This window comes from Chryseobacterium sp. MMS23-Vi53 (assembly GCF_047651245.1).
Classification (GTDB): Bacteria; Bacteroidota; Bacteroidia; order Flavobacteriales; family Weeksellaceae; genus Chryseobacterium.
Map to the genome: position 1 here is coordinate 1,299,474 of NZ_CP180265.1, position 19,477 is coordinate 1,318,950.

A 19,477-nucleotide genomic window follows, 5' to 3' on the forward strand; every position below is an offset into this window, starting at 1 on the left:
AAATTCTTAATTCTTACAAATATATGTATAAAGTTTTTGTGAACGAAAAAAAATTATTATTGTCTAAGCAATCTGAAAACTTAGAAAAATCGCTGGACTATCAAAACGTCACAACGCTGGAGATCGGTTTGGATCTTTTGGAAAATACATCTGTAAACGAATTGAATGTTTTTGGCGAAAATATTGATGAAATTTGGACAGAATTTCAAAAATTATTTAGAATTATTGAAGCGGCAGGAGGAATTGTAAACGATCCTGATGGTAAAATTCTTTTCATTAAAAGACTGGGAAAATGGGATCTTCCAAAAGGAAAAATGGAGAAAGGCGAATCCCGTGAAGAGTCTGCTGTCCGTGAAATCGAGGAAGAAACAGGTTTAAAAGACGTTGAATTGGTAAAATTTATCAACACAACATATCATATTTATATTGAAAGAAACGGTGACAAAGTCCTGAAATGCACGCATTGGTTTGAAATGAATTTTAACGGTGAAGACACTTCGACTCCGCAAATAGAGGAAGGAATCACTGAGGTTGCTTGGAAAACTACTGCCCAGATCGAGGATGAAGTTTTCCCAAGCACATTTAAAAATATCAAACTGATTATCAAAGAATTCTGGGATTCGAAGACTAAATAAAGTCAATCGATTTTTCCAGAGCAATTCCTCTCGATCCTTTTAATAAAATATTTTCAGACTGAATTTTATTTAATTTTAAATATTCTATTAATTCTGCTGTGCTTTCAAAAGCCGTTCTAGAGGAATTTACATTTTTAAAGTTTTTTCCGACTGTAATAATTTCATTAAAATTTAATTCCTGAGCTAGTTTCAGTATATTTTGATGTTCTTTTTCACTTTCATCTCCCAATTCCAACATATCACCAATAATGATTGTTTTTGAACCTTCAAACGTGATAAAGTTGTTCAAAGAAGCCGTCATAGAGCTTGGATTGGCATTGTATGTATCCAAAACTAAAGTTCTCCCTTCTTTTTTTACGATTTGAGAACGCATATTTGTTGGTGTATAATTTTCGATCGCACTTTTAATTTGATCGAAATTAATTCCAAAATGAAGTCCGAGACTTGCTGCAGCACAAAGATTGGTAAAATTATATTCACCGGTTAATTTTGAAACAGCTTTTTCGTTTTGATAGCTTAAACCAACAAAATGTTCTTCAGAAAATAATTCAAATTGATAATCAGAATTTTCTTTTCCAAAAGTAATCTTAGGTGAATAATTTTCTGTTTTTTGAACCTGAATAGGATCATTTTCATTAACAACAATTGTTTGTTGATTATTTTTAAGATAATCATATAACTCAGATTTACCTTTAATTACTCCTTCAAAACCTCCGAAACCTTCCAAATGTGCCTTCCCAAAATTGGTAATATATCCAAAATTTGGCTGAGCAATTGAACTTAAAAGTTCGATTTCCTTTTGATGATTAGCTCCCATTTCGATCACTGCCATTTCATGTTCAGGCTTAATAGAAAGGATTGTTAATGGAACTCCGATATGATTATTAAGGTTTCCAAAAGTATATTGAACATTGAATTTCTCAGAAAGGACAGCATGAATGATTTCTTTCGTGGTCGTTTTACCATTACTTCCAGTCAGTCCAATAACAGGAATCTGCAATTGTCTTCTGTGATGAACAGCCAATTTCTGCAAAAATTCTAATGTTGAAGGTACATAGAAAATGTTTTTATCAGTATTTTCAAAATCCTTCTGCTCTACAATTACAGCCAAAGCACCTTCCTGAATCGCTTTTTCAGCTAATGTCGCCGCATTGAAATTTTCTCCCGAAAAAGCAAAGAAAATATCATTCTTTCCGATTTTTCTGCTGTCGATAGTTACCTTTTCAGATCTTAAAAATAGTGGATAAAACTGTTCTATATTCATAGCTCAAAAATAAAAAAACCTTCCAAAGATTGGAAGGTTTTTTTGAAATTATTTTGATAAATATTATCTTCTCGTTCTAGTCTTGTCGCTTGCTCTTGCATCTTGCGCAACACGGAATCCGATCCATCCGTAAGCTTTGTTCTCCGTCTTATATCTTCTTTGTCCCGGATCCAACCAATAAGCTGTATCCTGCCAAGAACCACCTTTTACAACTCTGATATCATTCGTCATAGCAGAAGTTCTTTCTCCTTTATCTCTCTGCATTACCAATTTCCCGGCAGCATCTACGATAAATCTCGATTTTGGAGCATTGTACATATTGTATGAAGAATCTGCAGAATCTGAATTTGTTCTGTAGTCTAGTGAAGACATTCTATCACCATCTCTATAGTTTCTGTAATCTGCGATAGCCTGTCTTTCAAACTGACCTGGAAGATTCTTGTAAACCAATCTACCATCTGCTAAAGTGTCATACTTGATGCTTGTTTCGTCAACAGTCTTGTAAGTACCGTCACCATTTTTTACTACAACTTCAGGAACGTTCCCTCTGTAATAGTTGAAATCACTGAAATCTTCATCGATGATAGGTCTGTAAATATCAGCAGTCCATTCAGCAACGTTTCCATACATACCATAGATACCTAGGTCGTTTGATGGATATTGTCTTACGTCTGAAGTTCTAGCCGAACCGTCATTTTTCCAACCTGCGATACCAGAGTAGTCACCAGTTCCCATCTTGAAGTTTTCAAGGAACATACCTTTGTCTCTACCTTTCGTACCTCTCAACAATTCAATTTCAGGTTTTTTACCTTTATATTGGTTGTATTCTCTGTTTTTAGCCATTCCTAAAGCTGCGTATTCCCATTCTACTTCAGTCGGAAGTCTGAATTTCGTTACCATTGCAGCACTTGGAGCTCTGTTAGCAGCTAATAATCTTTGGTTTGTAGTTTTCAAACCATTCTTTTGCTGCATTCTTTTTTCATTAATATATCCTTGCATTTCCGGATCATTCGATTTGAATTTATCCATGTTGAATGCAGTTCCACCTTGATTGTTTGATTCGTTGATATACAAATCTTTTGCAATGATACCGGCTTGCATTAAAGCTTTCTCGTTTGCTCTGTCTGACAACCACTCACAGTATCTGTTTGCCTGAGTCCAAGACACTCCTACTACAGGATAGTAATCGAATTCAGGAGAACGGAAATACGTCTCGTTGTAATCATTTCTAGATAATTTGTTGTCCCACAATAAAGTATCTGGCAACGCACCGTTGTAGATATCCTTAAAGCTAGGATCACTTGGAGGGAATACGTACTTCAACCATGTAAGGTATTCGCGGTATTCGTAGTTAGTAATTTCTGTTTCTCCGATAAAGAACGAACTTACCTGCATTCTGCGCGGTGAGTTATTCCAATCGTGCATAACATCATCTTTCACTAATCCCATTGTAAAAGTTCCACCTTCTACATATACCATTCCCGGCCAACCCTTCTGCTTTTGTTGCTTTCCTGCAAAAAACCAACCTTGTTTCTCGTTTGGTTTCCAACCTGTTTTGCTGACAAATTTTTTAGTACCGCCGCCATTATTTGATCCTCCGCAACTGGTTAATGCAAGTGTAGAACTTAATGCTATTAATGAAAACAACTGTAGTTTTTTCATAGTCGATATAAATATTTTCAAAGTACAAAGAAAAAATAAATTATTCAATAAATCAAATAAAGATTTGATTTTTTTGAAAAACGTTAACAAATTAATTTTATTGTATCACAATTTAATTATAAAATTTTCATTTATTTTGTAATTTAGAAATTTCAATAATAAACATGAGAAGAAAAATCACGCTTTTATCCTTATTAATCTCTGCGTCAGCACTTTGGGGTCAAAGAATGACCATCGAATGGGATGGATCAAAAATTCAAGACTTTGGTGACACAAAAATTAATCTTCCAAATTTCAAAAATCAAGGATTTTCATTCAGCCAAAATAACATTTTTATATCTACAAAACAACAGATTGGCGAAAAGCAATTGAAAATTTCTAATCCTGTTTGGGAAAATATTTCAGGAAGAGATCTTTTCGAAATGAGCAAAGACCTTCTTCCGAGCTATGATATTAATGACATCAACTATTATTATCTTGACGGGCAGCGATATGCAAGCATCAATGTTGCTTTATTCAAGAAAGTAAACGGTAGGGTACAAAGATTATCTTCATTTGAAATTTCTGAAAGTGGTTCTTCCATCAATTCCGGAAGCACTTTAAAAGTCGGAACTGCCAATAATCCTCTTGGAACCGGAAATTTTTATAAAATTAAGGTAGATAAATCTGGTATTTTTAAGATTACAAGACAGTTTTTACAGGATAACGGAATCAATCCTTCTTCTGTAAATCCGAAGAATTTTAGAATTTATGGAAATGGAGGTTTAATGCTTCCTGAGTACAATCAGGATGTAAAATATAGTGCTTTACAGGAAAACGCCATTCAGGTTGTAGGAGAAGATGACGGAACTTGGAATGATAACGATTATGCTTTGTTCTACGCTCAAGGTCCGAATGGATATAACCTTTATAATACTTCAAACGGAAACGGTTTTAAGAGAGTTGATACAAGAAGTAACAGAAGCGAAAACGTAAAAAATATTTACGAAGATGTTTCATATTATTATATTAATTTCGATAAAGGCCCGGGAAAAAGAGTGCAGCCGGTTGATATCAATTTACCTGCTACTCCACTTATTACTAGATTCGACAATTATCAGGTGATTAACAATGATCAGAAAAACCTGATGAAAGTTGGTAGAATCTGGGTAGAAGATGCTCCTTTTACGACGAATAAAACAATATCTTTTACTTTAGCCTCGCCTATTCAGGGAGGTGATGTCATCAGATACGGAGCTCAGGTAGTAGGTTACAAATCCCAGCAAAATACCATTGGCTTTAATATTAATAATCAAAATGCGGCAACAATTCCGATTCCTGCAAATAACTCGGGAGGAATTTATGATTTCTATCCGGCCAACTATTCCGGAACTGTAACGGGACTGAGCGGAACCCAGCTTACTTTCAATCTAACGCCAAGCATTACGGTAAATCCGAACGGAACTTTTTATCCGGACTATTTTGAAGTTCAGTATAAAGATAATTTAAGTTTCAACGGAACTCAGATGAATTTCAGAGATTTTTCTTTATTAAGCGGAAGTAATACAACGTACGGATTTAGTCTTGCGAATGCGGGTTCTGCAGAGCAAGTATGGGATGTTACTGATATTACCAATGCCAACAGAAGGGTAAATAAAGCAGGAAGTAATGCTACTTTTAATTTTGCCTACACTGCATCAAATCAAAACTTTAATAATGAGTTTGTTGCTTTTAAAGCAGATGCAGCTTACAGTCCGCAATTTGTTGGAAGAATTAATAATCAAGATCTTTCAGCATTGCAAAATGTAGATTATCTGATTATTACAACTCCTGAAATGATGGGACAGGCTCAGAGATTAGCCAACTATCACCAAACAAAAAACAATTATAATGTACAGGTTGTAGACACAGACAAAATTTATAATGAATTCGGAAGCGGGAGCAGAGATCTTACCGCAATCCGAGATTTCGTTACAAAATTGAATACCCCACTTGGAAGTTTAAAATATGTTTTCCTTTTAGGAGATACTTCTTACGATTATAAAAACAGAATTTCCAATAACACCAATGTTGTATCGTCTTATCAGAGTGAAGAATCTGCGGATGTGATCAATTCTTACGTTACGGATGATTATATTGTAATGACTAAGCCTCAGACAACGCAATTTATCACCAACAATCTTCCGGATGTACCTGTGGGAAGACTTCCTGCGGCAAACGTAACGGAAGCAGCGAATATGATTGATAAAACATTGGCATATTATAATAATTTATCCGGTCAGTCTACTCCTTTCGGAGAATGGAGAATGAAGGTGGATTTCGTTGTGGATGATGACAATGATGGTGGAGTTCCTTTCCATACTGTCATGAATAATTCTTTGCAGACAGTTTTTGAAACCAATACAACGACTCTTAAAGAATATAATGTAAGAAAATTATATTTGGATGCTTTTCAGGCACAAAGTACAGCAGGTGGACAAAGATATCCTCAGGTAAATCAGGCGATTTCTAATGATATAGGAAACAGTTTGTATCTTTTCTATTTCGGACATGGTGGAATCAATGGCTGGGCGCAGGAAAGAGTTTTAACACTGGATGAAATTCAAAATGCCAATAATTTTTCTAATGTATACAGCAGATTCCCGTTTGTATCGACAATTACCTGTGAATTTACACTTTGGGATGATCCGGATACCTCTTCTGCAGGTGAACAATTCATTAAATTAAAACAAGGAGGACCTGCTACAATGATTACCTCCAGCCGTGCAATTGCTGTTGGATACGGTATCGATTTTACCAATTTATTCACTCAGGATATTTTTAAATTAACGAGTGATGATTTTGATACTTTAGGGTACGCTCATTTAAATGCTAAAAAACAAAAAGGAGCAGAATCGAATCACTTAAAGGTAAATTTCCTTGGAGATCCTGCGATGAAGCTGAGCAGACCAAAAAGATTATTAACGATTGATGCTATCGAAACTCCGGTTCCGGGATTAATCAGAGGTTTGGATTTTGTAAAAGTAAAAGGTCACATCAGTAATCCAAACGGTACTGTTAATACAACTTTCAACGGAAGAGTTGTCATTAATATTTTTGATAAGAGATTAAATAAATCTACTCTTAATAACGACGGTGGATTGACTCCAATTCTTCAATATACAGAAGAAGGAAGTGCCATTGTAAAAGCATCAGGAACGGCTGTGAATGGTGTATTTAACGTAGAATTCTATGTTCCGAAAGACATTAACTACGCTATCGGAGAAGGTAGAATCTTAGGATATGCAGATAATAAAGCGACAGATGTTTTCAATAACCAAGCGGTACAAGTTGGAGACATCAATCCAAATGGAATTAATGATAATGAACCTCCAAAGGTGAAATTGTACATGAACAACACCAATTTTGCAGATGGAGGTATTACAGACCAAAATCCGATGTTATTGGCATGTATTACAGATGATACAGGAATAAATTCAACAGGTTCTGGTATTGGTCACGATATTACTGTATATTTGGACGGTCAAATTATCAACACTGTTGTTTTGAATGACTTCTACGCTTCAGGAGAAGGAAATGGTTGTGTAAGCCCAAGTTTGGCAGATTATCAAAAAGGAAATGTAACGTATCCTTTCAGAAATCTTGCAGTAGGGCAACATCAATTAACATTTAAAGTTTGGGATATAAACAATAATTCGACAACTAGTACGTTAAACTTTGAGGTTAAGGATGAAGCCGATCAGCATTTGGTTATCAACAGACCACTGAACTGGCCGAATCCGTTTACCAACAAAACGTATATTCAGTTTGAGCATAATTGTGATGATATTTTGGATGTGAATGTTCAGATTTATACAATTACAGGAAAATTAGTAAGAACTTTATCTACTCCTGTGGTTGCAGAACCTTTCCTACAGGGCTTTAGAACGCCACGTCAGGCAATAGAATGGGACGGAAGAGACGATTTTGGGGCAACAGTAGCAAAAGGTACGTATATTTTTAAGATATTTGCAAAAAGTCAAAATCAAGAAAAATGCAAAGGAAGTGCTACAGCTGTAGAAAAAATGGTACTTTTGAAATAAATTTAAAACGATAACAGTAATAATATTAACAAAAAACTGATAATATATAAAAGACAACATATGAATTTAACTACTAAACTGCTTTTAGGAATTGGGTTAAGTGCTGGTTTTTTAGGCTATTCTCAAGATTTAAGTCTAGTAAGACCTGTTCTAACCGGAGCTCCTTTCTTAAGAATCGCGCCAGATGCAAGATCCGGAGGTATGGGAGACCAGGGGGTTGTAACCTCGCCTGATGCTTTCTCACAATTCTGGAACGCGGCGAAATATCCTTTCAGCAGAACAAGTTCTTCAGTAGGGTTAAACTACACACCTTACATGTCGAAACTTACCAATGATGTGTTTTTATTATACGGAGCATTCCACAAATTCTTAGGGCAGGAAGAAAGATCTACCATCTCTGCGAGTATCTATTACTTTAATATGGGTGAAGTAGATTTGACTCAATTAGTAGGAAATGAAGTAACTTCGATGGGTACATCAAAACCAAACGAATTCTCTATCGACGTTGCATACGGTCTTAAATTATCCGATTCATACTCGATGGCTGTTACTGGTAGATTCATCCGTTCAGATTTAGCCGGAGGATTCAACACAGATACTACTTTGAAGCCGGCAAACTCTTTCGCAGTAGACGTTTCAGGTTACTATACATCTCCTAGATTTTCAAGCTTCGGAAATATGGATGGTAAAATCAACGGAGGTTTTGCGATTACAAACTTAGGTCCGAAATTAGACTATACAGGAAACGAAGAATCGAGATCTTACCTTCCAACGATGGCAAGATTAGGTCTTGGTTATGATATGTATCTAGATGATATGAACCGAGTTGGGATCAGTTTTGAAGGTTCAAAAATCTTAGTTCCTGGTTCAGAATACGTGGGAATGGATCCGAATACTAGACAACCGATCTACGAAGTTCCAAACGTAGGACCTATTCAGGGGATTTCAAAATCTTTCAAAAACAAAAACTCTATCATGATGAGTGGAGCATTAGAATATTCATATGATAATGCATTCTCTGTGAGAACAGGTTATTTCCACGAAAGTGAAGAGCAGGGAGCAAGACAATTTGCGACTGCAGGTATCGGGTTAAAATACCGTTCTTTCGGTCTTGATCTTTCTTACCTTATCAATATGTCAAAAATCAACACTGCTTTGGATAACACACTGCGTTTCGGTCTTACCTGGAACATCGGTGATGAAACATCTAACGTAGACAGATAATTAAAAATTATCTTTTATAAATACAAAGCTCCATTTTTTATGGGGCTTTTTTTATTCACAACCTAATCCAAACCTTCAAGGTTTTTGAAACATTGAAGGTTTAATTATTTTCCAAAAACAAAAATCACAATTCACTTTCGAAGAAAAATCCACAATTCACAAAAAAATAAACATCAACAATAAAAAATATGTTCACAAAAGTCTTATTTTTATAAGGCAATTTCTGTTTCCAATACCTAATTTTGCACTATGAACTATTCTGCGGAGCTCAAAAAATTCGTAACCAGCCAATATGTGTATTCTGCAATCAGGATTACATTAGCCACTGTCTTACCATGTTTGGTTCTTGCCCATTTCGGAATTTTAAAAGAATACTTCCTTTTCCCTCTGGGAACCAGCTTTGTAGCACTTTGTGATCAACCGGGACCTTTTATACGTAGAAGAAATGCCTTAACTTTTGCTATTATTTGCTTTGTCTTTGTGGCGCTTATTGCAAGTTTAGTCATGAAAATCAAAATTTTGGTTCTCGGCGAAATCATCGTTTTCGGAATGTTCTTTTCATTAATTGGTGTTTACGGACAAAGATTAGCAGCAGTCGGATCACTTTCGCTGGTTGTTTTGGCGATCTTTATCGACGGACATTTAACGGGAGCCAATATTTTCAAAAGCTTATTGATTTTCGCTTCAGGTTGTGCTTGGTTTTTATTGATATTTTTAATTGTAACCACGATTCAACCTTATAAATTAGCAAGTCAGATGATTGGAGAAAACTATCTTCAACTCGCTGAATTTCTAAAAATTAAAGCCAATTATTACCAAAAAAATCCTGATTTTGATAAACTTACAACACAAGTTATCGCCAAACAGATTGAAATAAAAAACCTTCAGGAAGAAACCAGAGAAACAGTTTTCAAAACAAGGGTGATCGTGAACGAATCTACGACAACAAGCCGTTTGCTGATGCTGATGCTACTGAATTCGATGGATCTGCACGAAAAACTGATGACCTCTGAAAGTGATTACGAAAAACTTCAGAAAAGTTTTGACAATTCTGAAATTTTAGTCAATATTCATGATTATCTAAATTTATTGGCCGAAGAAATCACCAACATCGGAATCGCACTTCAAATTGGAACAAGAGCAAAACCAATGTTCAATCTGGATGTTGAATTAAAAAGCCTGAATCACAATTATTTTGATTTAAGAAACAAAAAAATTTCGCCTGATAACTTTGAGGATTTCATGATTTTGCGACAAATTTTAATGCGAATCAATGAAATCACAAAAGAAATAAACGAGATTTATAAAGTCTTTTCCCAAAACGTGAAACTGGCAAAAAGCCTTTCCACTGGATTGGATTTAAAGAAATTCATGCCGAATGAAGAGAAACTTAATTTTAAAGTTTTAAAAAACAATATTTCGCTTTCGTCTTCACATTTCCGACACGCGCTTAGAATCACGATTGCCCTTTTATTGGGGTATGCATTTTCGTTGTTTCAGTTTATTGGAATTGGTCATACCTATTGGATTTTAATTACAATCGTTGCGATCTTAAAACCTGCATATTCCATCACCAAACAAAGAAATCTCCTTCGTCTGTACGGAACAATTGCAGGAGCCGTCATTGCTTATGGAATCTTACATTTTGTAAACGTTGGCGAAGTACTTTTCACCGTACTTTTATTAAGTATGATAATGTGTTTCAGCTTTTTGAAAGGGAAATATTTCTGGGCAGTTTTATTTATGACCATTTATGTCTTTCTGAGCTTTAATTTTTTAAGTCCCGGAAATGTAAACATTATTTTTAGAGACAGAATTGTCGATACTATCATTGCAGGAGTCATTACTTCATTGGTTGCGTATATCGTTTTACCGGTTTGGGAGCACACACAGAATTTAGAATTAATGAAAAAAACGGCGGAATGCAATTTAGCCTATTTTCAAAATGTGATTTCTAAATTTCTTGAAGAACATTATGATGAAGAAGATTATAAAGTGAAACGTAAAAATGCCATCATTTCATTAGCCAATCTTTCCGATAATTTCCAGAGAATGATTTCTGAACCTAAAAATCAGCAGAAAAAATTGGAAGTTGTGCATCAGTTTGTGGCAACCTCACATCTTATTACGGCTTATACCGCTTCACTTTCGCAATATGTGAAGGATGATGAAAAATACCCTGAAATCGATGCAGAAGGTTGGAGCAAGAAAATCGAAGCGGAATTACAACAGGTTTTCAATCTATTAAACGGAAATAAAATCGATGAAGTTCTAAAAATGGACAGCCGAATCGAGCCCGAAGATTCGTCATTAGAAGATTTAATTTTAAAAAGAAGAACCGAGCTTATCGAAAATGAAAGCTACGATCTTCGAGATCCCGAAAAAATATCACATTTAACGGAGCTTAAAAATATTCATGACGTTTTGGAGCTAATCTATGATGTTGCCAAAGAACAACGAAAAGTGATTGAAAAATATCGAAACGAATCACATGAGAAATCGGATTTTGTAGAACCTATTCCTCAACAATCGTAAAGCAATAATCGTCGAAAAACTCTACTCTAGCCTTTAATTCATCCGAAATTTGGTCATCATAAACTCTGCATTTGATGTGATGAAGGTGTTTTAATTCAAAAGGTTGAACATCATAATGCTTTTTCAAAGACCAATGTTTGGAATGATGAATTTTGTACATGCTTTCCTTCACGCTCCAAATAATCGTATAGAAAGTCACTTCATTATCAAAAGGAATGAAACCTCTTTCATTTTCGTAAGTAAACTTATCGATTACCCTTAAAATTTTCGGATTAAATTTCTCAATATCGATCCCTATTTTATTTTTAGAAATCGCAATCGCAGCAAACGGAAAAGAATGTGTAATTGAAATTTCAGCATCTTTTGGAGATAAAAAGGGTTCTCTTTCTTTGTAAAGAATTTTTGAATGTGGCTTTAAACCTTTCAGTAATTTACGCACCATTAAAACCTCCAACAATTTCTTCGGGTGATAATCTTTTACTTTATCAGCATTTTCCGGTTCTAGAAGTTGATTAATATCTAAATCTTCAGTTTCATCGTACTTCCATACGAGAATCGTAGCATTGTCATCGGAAAAGTCGCGGTAAAGAGGCATTTAATTGATTTATTGGACAAAATTAGTGAAAAAATTCGGGTTGGGAGATGGGAGTTTTTACACAGAGTTTGTTATGCTGAAAGTATCTAAGTAATGTTCGAACGCACAAAATTGAGATGTTTTCAGCATTACAAACAGACCGCAAAAGTTTGTATTCAAATAAAAATTTAAGCAAAAAAAATTCACTTAAATCCAAAGACTCAAGTGAATTCTATATTATTTTTAAAGCTTAAGGACAATAAAGCAGTCAGTTGTAAAAGCCTCACACTTCAATCCTCCAGCTTCCAGCAAATTATTTAGATTGATGATTCACATCGTTTCTGTGCTCCATGATTTCAAGATTTTGATCTACAAAATACGCGCTTCCGAATCCGTTTACATAAGAACCTTTCGTTGGATGAAGTCCGATCAAGATGAAATCCTGCATTTCAGCGATGATATCTACAACTTTCCCGTGAGTTTCTTTTAATTGAGCAACAATTGTGTTCCAAGATTCAGAATCTCTTTCAACTTGAGAAGTTGATGCTTCGATCGTTAATCTTTCACGAGCATAGATTTGTTTTGTAGCAGACTCATCTTCAATAAACATTATTGAAGTTTTTCTTCCGTCAGCAAGGTTTTTTGTGTGCTTTGCCATGAAAGAAACCAAAATATAGAAAGTATTGTCTAATTCAACAAATGGGGCATAACTAGAATTCGGCGTTCCTTCTGCATCTACCGTTGCTAAAATTACACTTTTCGTTCTCTCGATAAGTTCTTTAACTTTCGGAGTAAGTGGTTTTGCTTGCTTCTGTGCTTCTTCCTGAGTATTTGTATGATTCATAATAAAAGATTTATTTCTGCAAAAATAGTTTATTTAGAATAAAGAAAAATAATTTCTTATGTAAAATATTTGTAAAATGGCTGGAAGATGGAGGTTTGAAGATGGAAGTTTTTAAAGTCACAAGAATAATTTTTAATTGCTTTTATTAAATATTTTCAAAGTTTGTCATTCTGTAAGAACCTAAATATAGTATTGAGAGAATAGCAAATTCGACTTTGGATGGTAAAATTTGTTGTTATTTTTATTCTCTTCAAATGGAAAACTGCTACCCTAGCCCCGATTGCAACGACATCCTTTTTAGTTGCGGGTGGAGCGAAGCGGAGCCCGTAACCAAAAAGATACAGTGAAAAGCGGGAAATAGCTTCAAAAAAAAATTAAATAAATTCTAAGTAAACAAAAAATTCATTCTTGTGACTTTAAAAACTCCCATCTTCAAACCTCCAACTTCCTGCCAAACCCAAATCCAAAAAATGTCATTTTTCTATCTAAATTATTAATTGTAATTTTGCACTTTATTAATTGAATTTAAAACCTATTCATTTAACATATGAGTACTACAACACAATACGTTCCTTACAAAGTGAAGGACATTACCCTTGCTGAATGGGGAAGAAAAGAAATTACTCTTGCTGAAGCAGAAATGCCTGGTTTGATGGCTATCCGTGAAGAATACGGACCTTCTCAACCATTAAAAGGTGCAAGAATCGCAGGATGTCTTCACATGACGATCCAAACGGCTGTGCTTATCGAGACTTTGGTAGCTTTAGGAGCTGAAGTTACTTGGTCTTCTTGTAATATTTTCTCTACACAAGATCACGCTGCTGCTGCAATTGCTGCTGCTGGAATTCCTGTTTATGCTTGGAAAGGTCTTAATGAAGAAGAATTCGATTGGTGTATTGAACAAACTTTATTCTTCGGTGAAGACAGAAAACCATTGAACATGATTTTGGATGATGGTGGAGATTTAACGAACATGGTTTTCGATAAATACCCTGAATTCACAAAAGATATCAAAGGACTTTCTGAGGAAACTACAACTGGTGTTCACAGATTGTACGAAAGAATGAAGAACGGAACTTTGGTAATGCCAGCAATCAACGTAAACGATTCTGTTACTAAATCTAAATTCGATAACAAATACGGATGTAAAGAATCTGCAGTAGATGCTGTAAGAAGAGCGACTGACGTAATGCTTGCCGGAAAAAGAGTTGTAGTTTGCGGATACGGAGACGTAGGTAAAGGTACTGCTGCATCTTTCAGAGGAGCTGGTTCTATCGTTACCGTAACTGAAATCGATCCAATTTGTGCGCTTCAGGCTGCAATGGACGGTTATGAAGTAAAAAGATTAGATACTGTGGTTGATAACGCAGATATCGTAATCACGACTACTGGTAACTTCAACATTGTAAGAAAAGAGCATTTCTTAAAATTAAAAGATAAAGCTATCGTTTGTAACATTGGTCACTTCGACAACGAAATCGATATGGCTTGGTTGAACGAAAACTACGGTCACACAAAAACTGAAGTTAAGCCTCAAGTAGATATCTATACTTTGGAAGGTGGTAAAGAAGTTATCATCCTTGCTGAAGGTAGATTGGTAAACCTTGGTTGTGCTACAGGTCACCCATCTTTCGTAATGTCAAACTCTTTCTCTAACCAGACTTTGGCTCAAATCGAACTTTGGAACAACTCTGCTGCTTACAAAAACGAAGTGTATATGTTGCCTAAGCATTTAGATGAAAAAGTAGCTGCTCTTCACCTTAAGAAATTAAGTGTAGAATTGGAAACTCTTTCTCCTGAACAAGCTGAGTATATCGGTGTTGATGTGAAAGGACCTTACAAGCCGGAGTATTACAGATACTAAAATTGTCTTCCTGAGCTTGTCGAAGGATTTCAACATAAATTAAACTCTCCAGTTTTTGGGGAGTTTTTTTGTTTTTGGAGCTATTTCCTACTCCCTGCACTTGCTATTTTATTGGTTTCGGGCGGCGCGGCAAAGCCGCGCCGCCCGGAACCAATAAAATGAATTCACAATTAACAATTGACTTTTCAATCATGCAATAAAAATTCAATATTTAAGTTGTCGTTCGCATTTAATTTAAATTAATATCTTTGGAGCTTTAACAAAAACATTAACATGAAAAAGCAAAATGTATCAAACGCATTCGTTGCGGCATCCTGGATTGCATTGGGAGCAGGAATGATCGGTTATATCGTAGGTCTTGTGAGAGCTGAAATGCAACTAAACGAAAAAGGCTATTATTTCACCATTTTATTATACGGTTTATTTGCCGTGGTTTCTTTACAGAAAGCAGTTCGTGACAGATTGGAAAACATCAAAGTAACTGATATTTATTATGGTATTTGTTGGTTTGCCACCCTTTCTTCCATCGTTTTATTAGCAATCGGACTTTGGAATGCAACCATTCTTCCCAGCGAAAAAGGATTTTATGGATTTGCCTTTCTACTGGCTCTTTTCGGAGCTATTGCAGTTCAGAAAAATACAAGGGATAATATGATTCAGGAATAAATTTTTTAAACTCTCCAAATTGGAGAGTTTTTTATTTAAAAATAGATTTTAACATATAGTTTTTGTTAAAGTTTTACATTTATATCTGTAAATCAATTAATATTTTAAAGAATTTTTTATTTTTACAATAATTAATTCACAATTTTTTGATATGCTTAAAAAACTATTAACCCTTTTTCTGTTTATTTTTTTAATTCAAATTACAAAAGCTCAAAACGAATTCATTACCGTTTGGAAGCCCAATTTACCAGCTACAACTGCTAATCCGATTGTAAATCCCATTATGCCCAATATGGCAGGGCAAGGACAAATCTGGTTTCCCGGAATTGGCGAAAACTATACGATTGCGTGGGAAGAAGTAGGATTTCCATCTCATAATGACCTTATGGAGAATGTTACTTCTACAGACCGTGTTTTCATCTATTTTGGAACACCTTTAAATCCAGTCGCTGAAGACGCAACATACAGAGTAAAAGTCTCTAACGGAAATGGAAATTTTAAACAAATAAGATTTGCAAACAATACTATACAAACAAACCCGATCATCGATTTCATACTTGTGCAAACTTCAGGAAGCTCAGATAAAATAGTTGAAATAGAACAATGGGGAAATATAAAATGGACATCTATGAATAATGCTTTTGCGCAATGTATGAATGTACAGCTTACTGCAACAGATTCTCCCGATCTTTCCATTGTAGAAGATGCTTCATTGATGTTTAACCATGCTTATAATTTTAAAGGAGCTCCATCGATGGAGAATTGGGACGTCTCGCATGTTAAGAATTTTAAATATATGTTTGGTCATATTAGTAGTCCGCCCATCGGATTTGTTTTAAATGATACATTCAATCCCCCTATCGGAACTTGGAACACTTCATCTGCACAAGATCTCAGCTATATGTTTACAAGAAGAAGAGTATTTAACCAAAATATCAATAACTGGAATACATCTAATGTCACCAACATGGCATATCTTTTTGCTGAATGTACTGCTTTTAATCAACCTCTTAACAATTGGGATACGTCGAAAGTAACCAATATGATGTTCATGCTTCATTTTCTTACTTCGTTTAATCAACCTCTTGATCAATGGGATACTTCGAATGTTATCAATATGGGACATTTATTCCATGGTTGTACAGCCTTCGATCAACCCATCAATATGTGGAATACCAGCAAAGTTATAGACATGAATACGATGTTTTCACAAGCTTCCAGCTTTAATCAAACCTTGCAAGACTGGAGACTCGATGTCCTTTCTTCTGCGGACAATATGTTCTATGCTTCAGGTGTAAATTGTGAAAATTTCAGTAAAATCATTTACGGATGGGCGCTTAATCCCAGTACTTCCAACAACGTTAATCTTCAAAGTGTAAGTCCGCTGGTATATTCTGCTGCTGTAATCAATGAGAGATCTCTACTTTTGTCAAAAGGTTGGTCGATGACAGGTGATACAATGTCTGAATGCAGTTTTTTAGATACCTCAGAACATGTAGCTCATTCCTCTGCAATGATTTTTCCTAATCCCGCCGATGATGTTATTTTTGTGAAAAACATTTCTGATCTTAAAAATTACATTATATCCGACGTCAGCGGAAGAATTATAATGAAAGATTCCTTCGTAAGGGATTATATTAATGTTCAGACGCTGCCTCCGGGAAATTATATTTTACAAATTATTTCAAAACAAAAACTTCAAAGTTTTAAGTTCATTAAAAAATAATAAAAAGCCTCACGAAATGTGAGGCTTTTTGTTGTGAATTGCGAATCGTCAATTTTTCTTCGAAAGTCAATTTTAAATTAATAAAACTTCATAATTAAAACGAATTGACTATTCAGAATTCATTTATCTTATTTATCAAAATGATTCGGATGTTGAGCTTTAATATCATCTACTGTTCCCAACACTTTATCTTTCAGAGAATCCTGATATTTCTGAAGCTGTTCCGCAACCTGAGCATCACCGCTTCCAATGATTTTTGCTGCTAAAATTCCTGCATTCAAAGCTCCATTCAAAGCAACAGTTGCTACCGGAATTCCGCCCGGCATCTGAAGAATCGACAATACAGAATCCCAACCGTCGATAGAATTGCTCGACAAAATAGGAACACCAATCACGGGCAAAGTCGTACAACTTGCCACCATTCCCGGAAGATGCGCTGCACCACCCGCTCCTGCAACAATTACTTTCAAACCTCTTTCCTGAGCTGTTTTTGCATAATCAAACATTCTTTCCGGCGTTCTGTGCGCAGAAACCACTGTCAATTCATAAGGAATGTCCAAAGATTTCAAAAAAGTTGCAGCCTGTTCCATGATCGGTAAGTCGCTCTGACTTCCCATAATTATTCCTACCATTCTTCAATTTTATTAGATTTCAAAGATAAAGAAATTTGTTCGGATGAGTGAATGCTTGATTCTGAATTGTTAACCGTCAGCCTACTTTATTATTGAATTTTTCCTGTTTTAAAAAACTTATTCGGATTAAAATAAAATAATGAACCTCTAAATAATATGTAAAACAGAATTCCCGAGCAAAAGCGATAGTAGAAATTCAATAATAATGAAAAAGGCGCAAAAGTTGATTCTGTTACCTAAATAAGTTTAAAAACTGTATCCATCGATGCAGTTTTTAATTATATATTTTTGCTAATTACATCATTGAATGAAAGATTACAAACTGACTTTTGCCATCCTCACTGTCGCCATTGTTTGGGGAACTACTTTTTTGTCAATCCGTGTTGCGGTAGAGACTATTCCGGCTTGGTTTGTAGCGGGAATCCGACAGTTTTTGGCGGCAATTATTATGCTTTTGGTGCTTCTTTACCGAAGACAGTTTGAGTGGATAGGCTGGAAAAATTTAGGCTACCAGATCGTTTTTTCTTTTTTGATGCTGGTTATGGCCAATGGATTGACGACTGTGGCTGAAGAAACTTTGACGAGTAGTCTGACTTCATTAATCAGCGCCACCTCTCCTATCGTTGTCTTTCTTGGAAGTCTTGCGCTTGGTCTGCAAAAGTTCACAATCCGAGCATTGATCGGACTTTTGATGTGTTTTGGAGGAATTCTTTTCATCTTTTGGGACGGAATAAAAGATCTTGCCAATCCGGATTACAGATTTGGAATTCTTTTGTTATTTGTCGCCATTTCGGGTTGGGCTTCAGGAACAATTTTCACAAAAAAACTGAATATTCAAAGTAAAAATATTTCGCTGAATTTGTTTTATCAATTTGCTTTTGCCGGGATTTTACAGATTATTTTTGCATTTTGTTTCACTGAAAACTACAATTTTGGGAATTGGAGTGCAACAAGTATAGGAGCAATGCTTTATCTTGCCATATTTGGTTCTGTTGCTGCATTTTTTGCGTATCATTATGCGCTGACAAAAGTTTCGCCTGTTCAGGTTTCGATTTTAGCTTACATTAATACAATTATTTCCATATTTTTGAGTTGGCTTATTTTGAATGAAGAAATTTCCGTAAAATTTATTATTGCTGCAATTTTAATTATTTTTGGAGTGTTTGTGATTAATTATAATCCGCAGATGTTTAAAAAGCAGAGAATTGAGTGATTTAATAATTAAAAGTAATGGGATAAAAACACAACGTTTTTATATTCCTCCTTTTGAGTTGAAGAAAGGTGAAACTATTGTCATTAAACTTCTTAATAATGAACATAGTTTTAATATTCAGATGTTTTTAAAAGATATTTTCATTGGTAAAATCAAACATAAAAATACTTCTATTTATCAAACACTTACATTTGTAGACTATATTTGGGAATCTGAATTCCGACGAATATTTCATCCGATTACTGTGGGTGAATATCTAAAAAAGAATGCTAATCTTAGTAATTTATATGCGGAAAAGATCTACGAAATAAGCTGGATAAATAAAAAAACAAAAGTTAATTGGCTTGCCGGAAATCCAAGAAAATTATTAAGTCTTTATTCTGTTTTATCTAAATTTCAAAATTTAATTGTTGATTTTGCAGGACAAAATTTACAAGGAATTGAATTTTGTTGCAATATAATACTCGATGAAATAAATAATGGTGGTTCTGCAATTATATTTGATACTACAAATAGTGTTAGGAGTAATTATTTTAAATATATTGAAATAGAGTTATTAAGATAAATTTATTCAAAA

At 34.8% G+C, this 19,477-nt stretch carries 14 protein-coding genes; 9 read left to right on the forward strand and 5 right to left on the reverse strand.

The genetic code is table 11. The annotated features are described in order from the left end of the window. Positions 1-23: 23 nt before the first annotated feature. On the forward strand, positions 24-635 hold the full coding sequence (locus ACKX2A_RS05725; protein ID WP_415328239.1) for an NUDIX hydrolase: 612 nt from the start codon (positions 24-26) through the stop codon (positions 633-635). On the opposite strand, the gene ACKX2A_RS05730 is transcribed toward ACKX2A_RS05725, so the two are convergent. Further along, a complete protein-coding gene (locus ACKX2A_RS05730) occupies positions 628-1,899 on the reverse strand; it encodes a UDP-N-acetylmuramoyl-tripeptide--D-alanyl-D-alanine ligase (protein ID WP_415328241.1) in 1,272 nt (423 codons plus the stop codon). The two genes, ACKX2A_RS05725 and ACKX2A_RS05730, sit on opposite strands and share 8 nt — an antisense overlap. A gap of 63 nt (positions 1,900-1,962) precedes the next feature. Beyond that, positions 1,963-3,561, reverse strand: a complete 1,599-nt coding sequence (gene gldJ / locus ACKX2A_RS05735; RefSeq protein ID WP_415328243.1) for a gliding motility lipoprotein GldJ — start codon at positions 3,559-3,561, stop codon at positions 1,963-1,965. 164 nt (positions 3,562-3,725) lie between these two features. Between gldJ and porU the strand changes: the two genes are divergently transcribed. The 3 genes from porU to ACKX2A_RS05750 all read left to right on the forward strand — a co-directional run bounded on the left by porU (position 3,726) and on the right by ACKX2A_RS05750 (position 11,381). After that, on the forward strand, positions 3,726-7,622 hold the full coding sequence (gene porU, locus ACKX2A_RS05740) for a type IX secretion system sortase PorU (protein ID WP_415328245.1): 3,897 nt from the start codon (positions 3,726-3,728) through the stop codon (positions 7,620-7,622). Between the two features lie 60 nt (positions 7,623-7,682). Further along, positions 7,683-8,846, forward strand: a complete 1,164-nt coding sequence (gene porV, locus ACKX2A_RS05745) for a type IX secretion system outer membrane channel protein PorV (protein ID WP_415328247.1) — start codon at positions 7,683-7,685, stop codon at positions 8,844-8,846. A gap of 249 nt (positions 8,847-9,095) precedes the next feature. Continuing rightward, positions 9,096-11,381: an FUSC family membrane protein gene (locus tag ACKX2A_RS05750; protein WP_415328249.1), complete on the forward strand. Its 2,286-nt coding sequence runs from the start codon at positions 9,096-9,098 to the stop codon at positions 11,379-11,381. On the opposite strand, the gene ACKX2A_RS05755 is transcribed toward ACKX2A_RS05750, so the two are convergent. Both ACKX2A_RS05755 and ACKX2A_RS05760 read right to left on the reverse strand, forming a co-directional pair. Further along, positions 11,362-11,976 (reverse strand): 4'-phosphopantetheinyl transferase family protein, encoded by a 615-nt coding sequence (locus tag ACKX2A_RS05755; protein ID WP_415328251.1) that lies wholly within the window; start codon positions 11,974-11,976, stop codon positions 11,362-11,364. The two genes, ACKX2A_RS05750 and ACKX2A_RS05755, sit on opposite strands and share 20 nt — an antisense overlap. A 292-nt stretch (positions 11,977-12,268) precedes the next feature. After that, on the reverse strand, positions 12,269-12,799 hold the full coding sequence (locus ACKX2A_RS05760) for a HugZ family protein (protein ID WP_415328253.1): 531 nt from the start codon (positions 12,797-12,799) through the stop codon (positions 12,269-12,271). A 547-nt stretch (positions 12,800-13,346) separates the two neighbouring features. Between ACKX2A_RS05760 and ahcY the strand changes: the two genes are divergently transcribed. The 3 genes from ahcY (at position 13,347) to ACKX2A_RS05775 (ending at position 17,055) form a co-directional block, all read left to right on the forward strand. Continuing rightward, on the forward strand, positions 13,347-14,663 hold the full coding sequence (ahcY, locus tag ACKX2A_RS05765) for an adenosylhomocysteinase (RefSeq protein ID WP_415328255.1): 1,317 nt from the start codon (positions 13,347-13,349) through the stop codon (positions 14,661-14,663). A gap of 273 nt (positions 14,664-14,936) precedes the next feature. Beyond that, positions 14,937-15,329 carry an inner membrane protein YiaA gene (gene yiaA, locus ACKX2A_RS05770; RefSeq protein ID WP_415328257.1) on the forward strand — a complete coding sequence of 131 codons (393 nt, stop codon included), beginning with the start codon at positions 14,937-14,939 and terminating at the stop codon, positions 15,327-15,329. 151 nt (positions 15,330-15,480) lie between these two features. Then, positions 15,481-17,055: a BspA family leucine-rich repeat surface protein gene (locus ACKX2A_RS05775; protein ID WP_415328259.1), complete on the forward strand. Its 1,575-nt coding sequence runs from the start codon at positions 15,481-15,483 to the stop codon at positions 17,053-17,055. A gap of 128 nt (positions 17,056-17,183) precedes the next feature. On the opposite strand, the gene purE is transcribed toward ACKX2A_RS05775, so the two are convergent. After that, complete coding sequence (purE, locus tag ACKX2A_RS05780) at positions 17,184-17,687, reverse strand: 5-(carboxyamino)imidazole ribonucleotide mutase (protein ID WP_415328260.1); 504 nt, start codon at positions 17,685-17,687, stop codon at positions 17,184-17,186. A gap of 307 nt (positions 17,688-17,994) precedes the next feature. On the opposite strand from purE, the gene ACKX2A_RS05785 reads away from it, so the two are divergent. Both ACKX2A_RS05785 and ACKX2A_RS05790 read left to right on the forward strand, forming a co-directional pair. Then, positions 17,995-18,900 carry a DMT family transporter gene (locus ACKX2A_RS05785; RefSeq protein WP_415328262.1) on the forward strand — a complete coding sequence of 302 codons (906 nt, stop codon included), beginning with the start codon at positions 17,995-17,997 and terminating at the stop codon, positions 18,898-18,900. After that, positions 18,893-19,465: a hypothetical protein gene (locus ACKX2A_RS05790; RefSeq protein WP_415328264.1), complete on the forward strand. Its 573-nt coding sequence runs from the start codon at positions 18,893-18,895 to the stop codon at positions 19,463-19,465. Before ACKX2A_RS05785 ends, ACKX2A_RS05790 begins: the two co-directional genes overlap by 8 nt. Positions 19,466-19,477 lie beyond the last annotated feature (12 nt).

Bases quoted from the DNA above. Each gene is read 5' to 3' on its own strand.
- ACKX2A_RS05725 (WP_415328239.1), top strand. From the start codon at position 24: ATGTATAAAGTTTTTGTGAACGAAAAAAAATTATTATTGTCTAAGCAA.
- ACKX2A_RS05730 (WP_415328241.1), bottom strand. From the start codon at position 1,899: ATGAATATAGAACAGTTTTATCCACTATTTTTAAGATCTGAAAAGGTA.
- gldJ (WP_415328243.1), bottom strand. From the start codon at position 3,561: ATGAAAAAACTACAGTTGTTTTCATTAATAGCATTAAGTTCTACACTT.
- porU (WP_415328245.1), top strand. From the start codon at position 3,726: ATGAGAAGAAAAATCACGCTTTTATCCTTATTAATCTCTGCGTCAGCA.
- porV (WP_415328247.1), top strand. From the start codon at position 7,683: ATGAATTTAACTACTAAACTGCTTTTAGGAATTGGGTTAAGTGCTGGT.
- ACKX2A_RS05750 (WP_415328249.1), top strand. From the start codon at position 9,096: ATGAACTATTCTGCGGAGCTCAAAAAATTCGTAACCAGCCAATATGTG.
- ACKX2A_RS05755 (WP_415328251.1), bottom strand. From the start codon at position 11,976: ATGCCTCTTTACCGCGACTTTTCCGATGACAATGCTACGATTCTCGTA.
- ACKX2A_RS05760 (WP_415328253.1), bottom strand. From the start codon at position 12,799: ATGAATCATACAAATACTCAGGAAGAAGCACAGAAGCAAGCAAAACCA.
- ahcY (WP_415328255.1), top strand. From the start codon at position 13,347: ATGAGTACTACAACACAATACGTTCCTTACAAAGTGAAGGACATTACC.
- yiaA (WP_415328257.1), top strand. From the start codon at position 14,937: ATGAAAAAGCAAAATGTATCAAACGCATTCGTTGCGGCATCCTGGATT.
- ACKX2A_RS05775 (WP_415328259.1), top strand. From the start codon at position 15,481: ATGCTTAAAAAACTATTAACCCTTTTTCTGTTTATTTTTTTAATTCAA.
- purE (WP_415328260.1), bottom strand. From the start codon at position 17,687: ATGGTAGGAATAATTATGGGAAGTCAGAGCGACTTACCGATCATGGAA.
- ACKX2A_RS05785 (WP_415328262.1), top strand. From the start codon at position 17,995: ATGAAAGATTACAAACTGACTTTTGCCATCCTCACTGTCGCCATTGTT.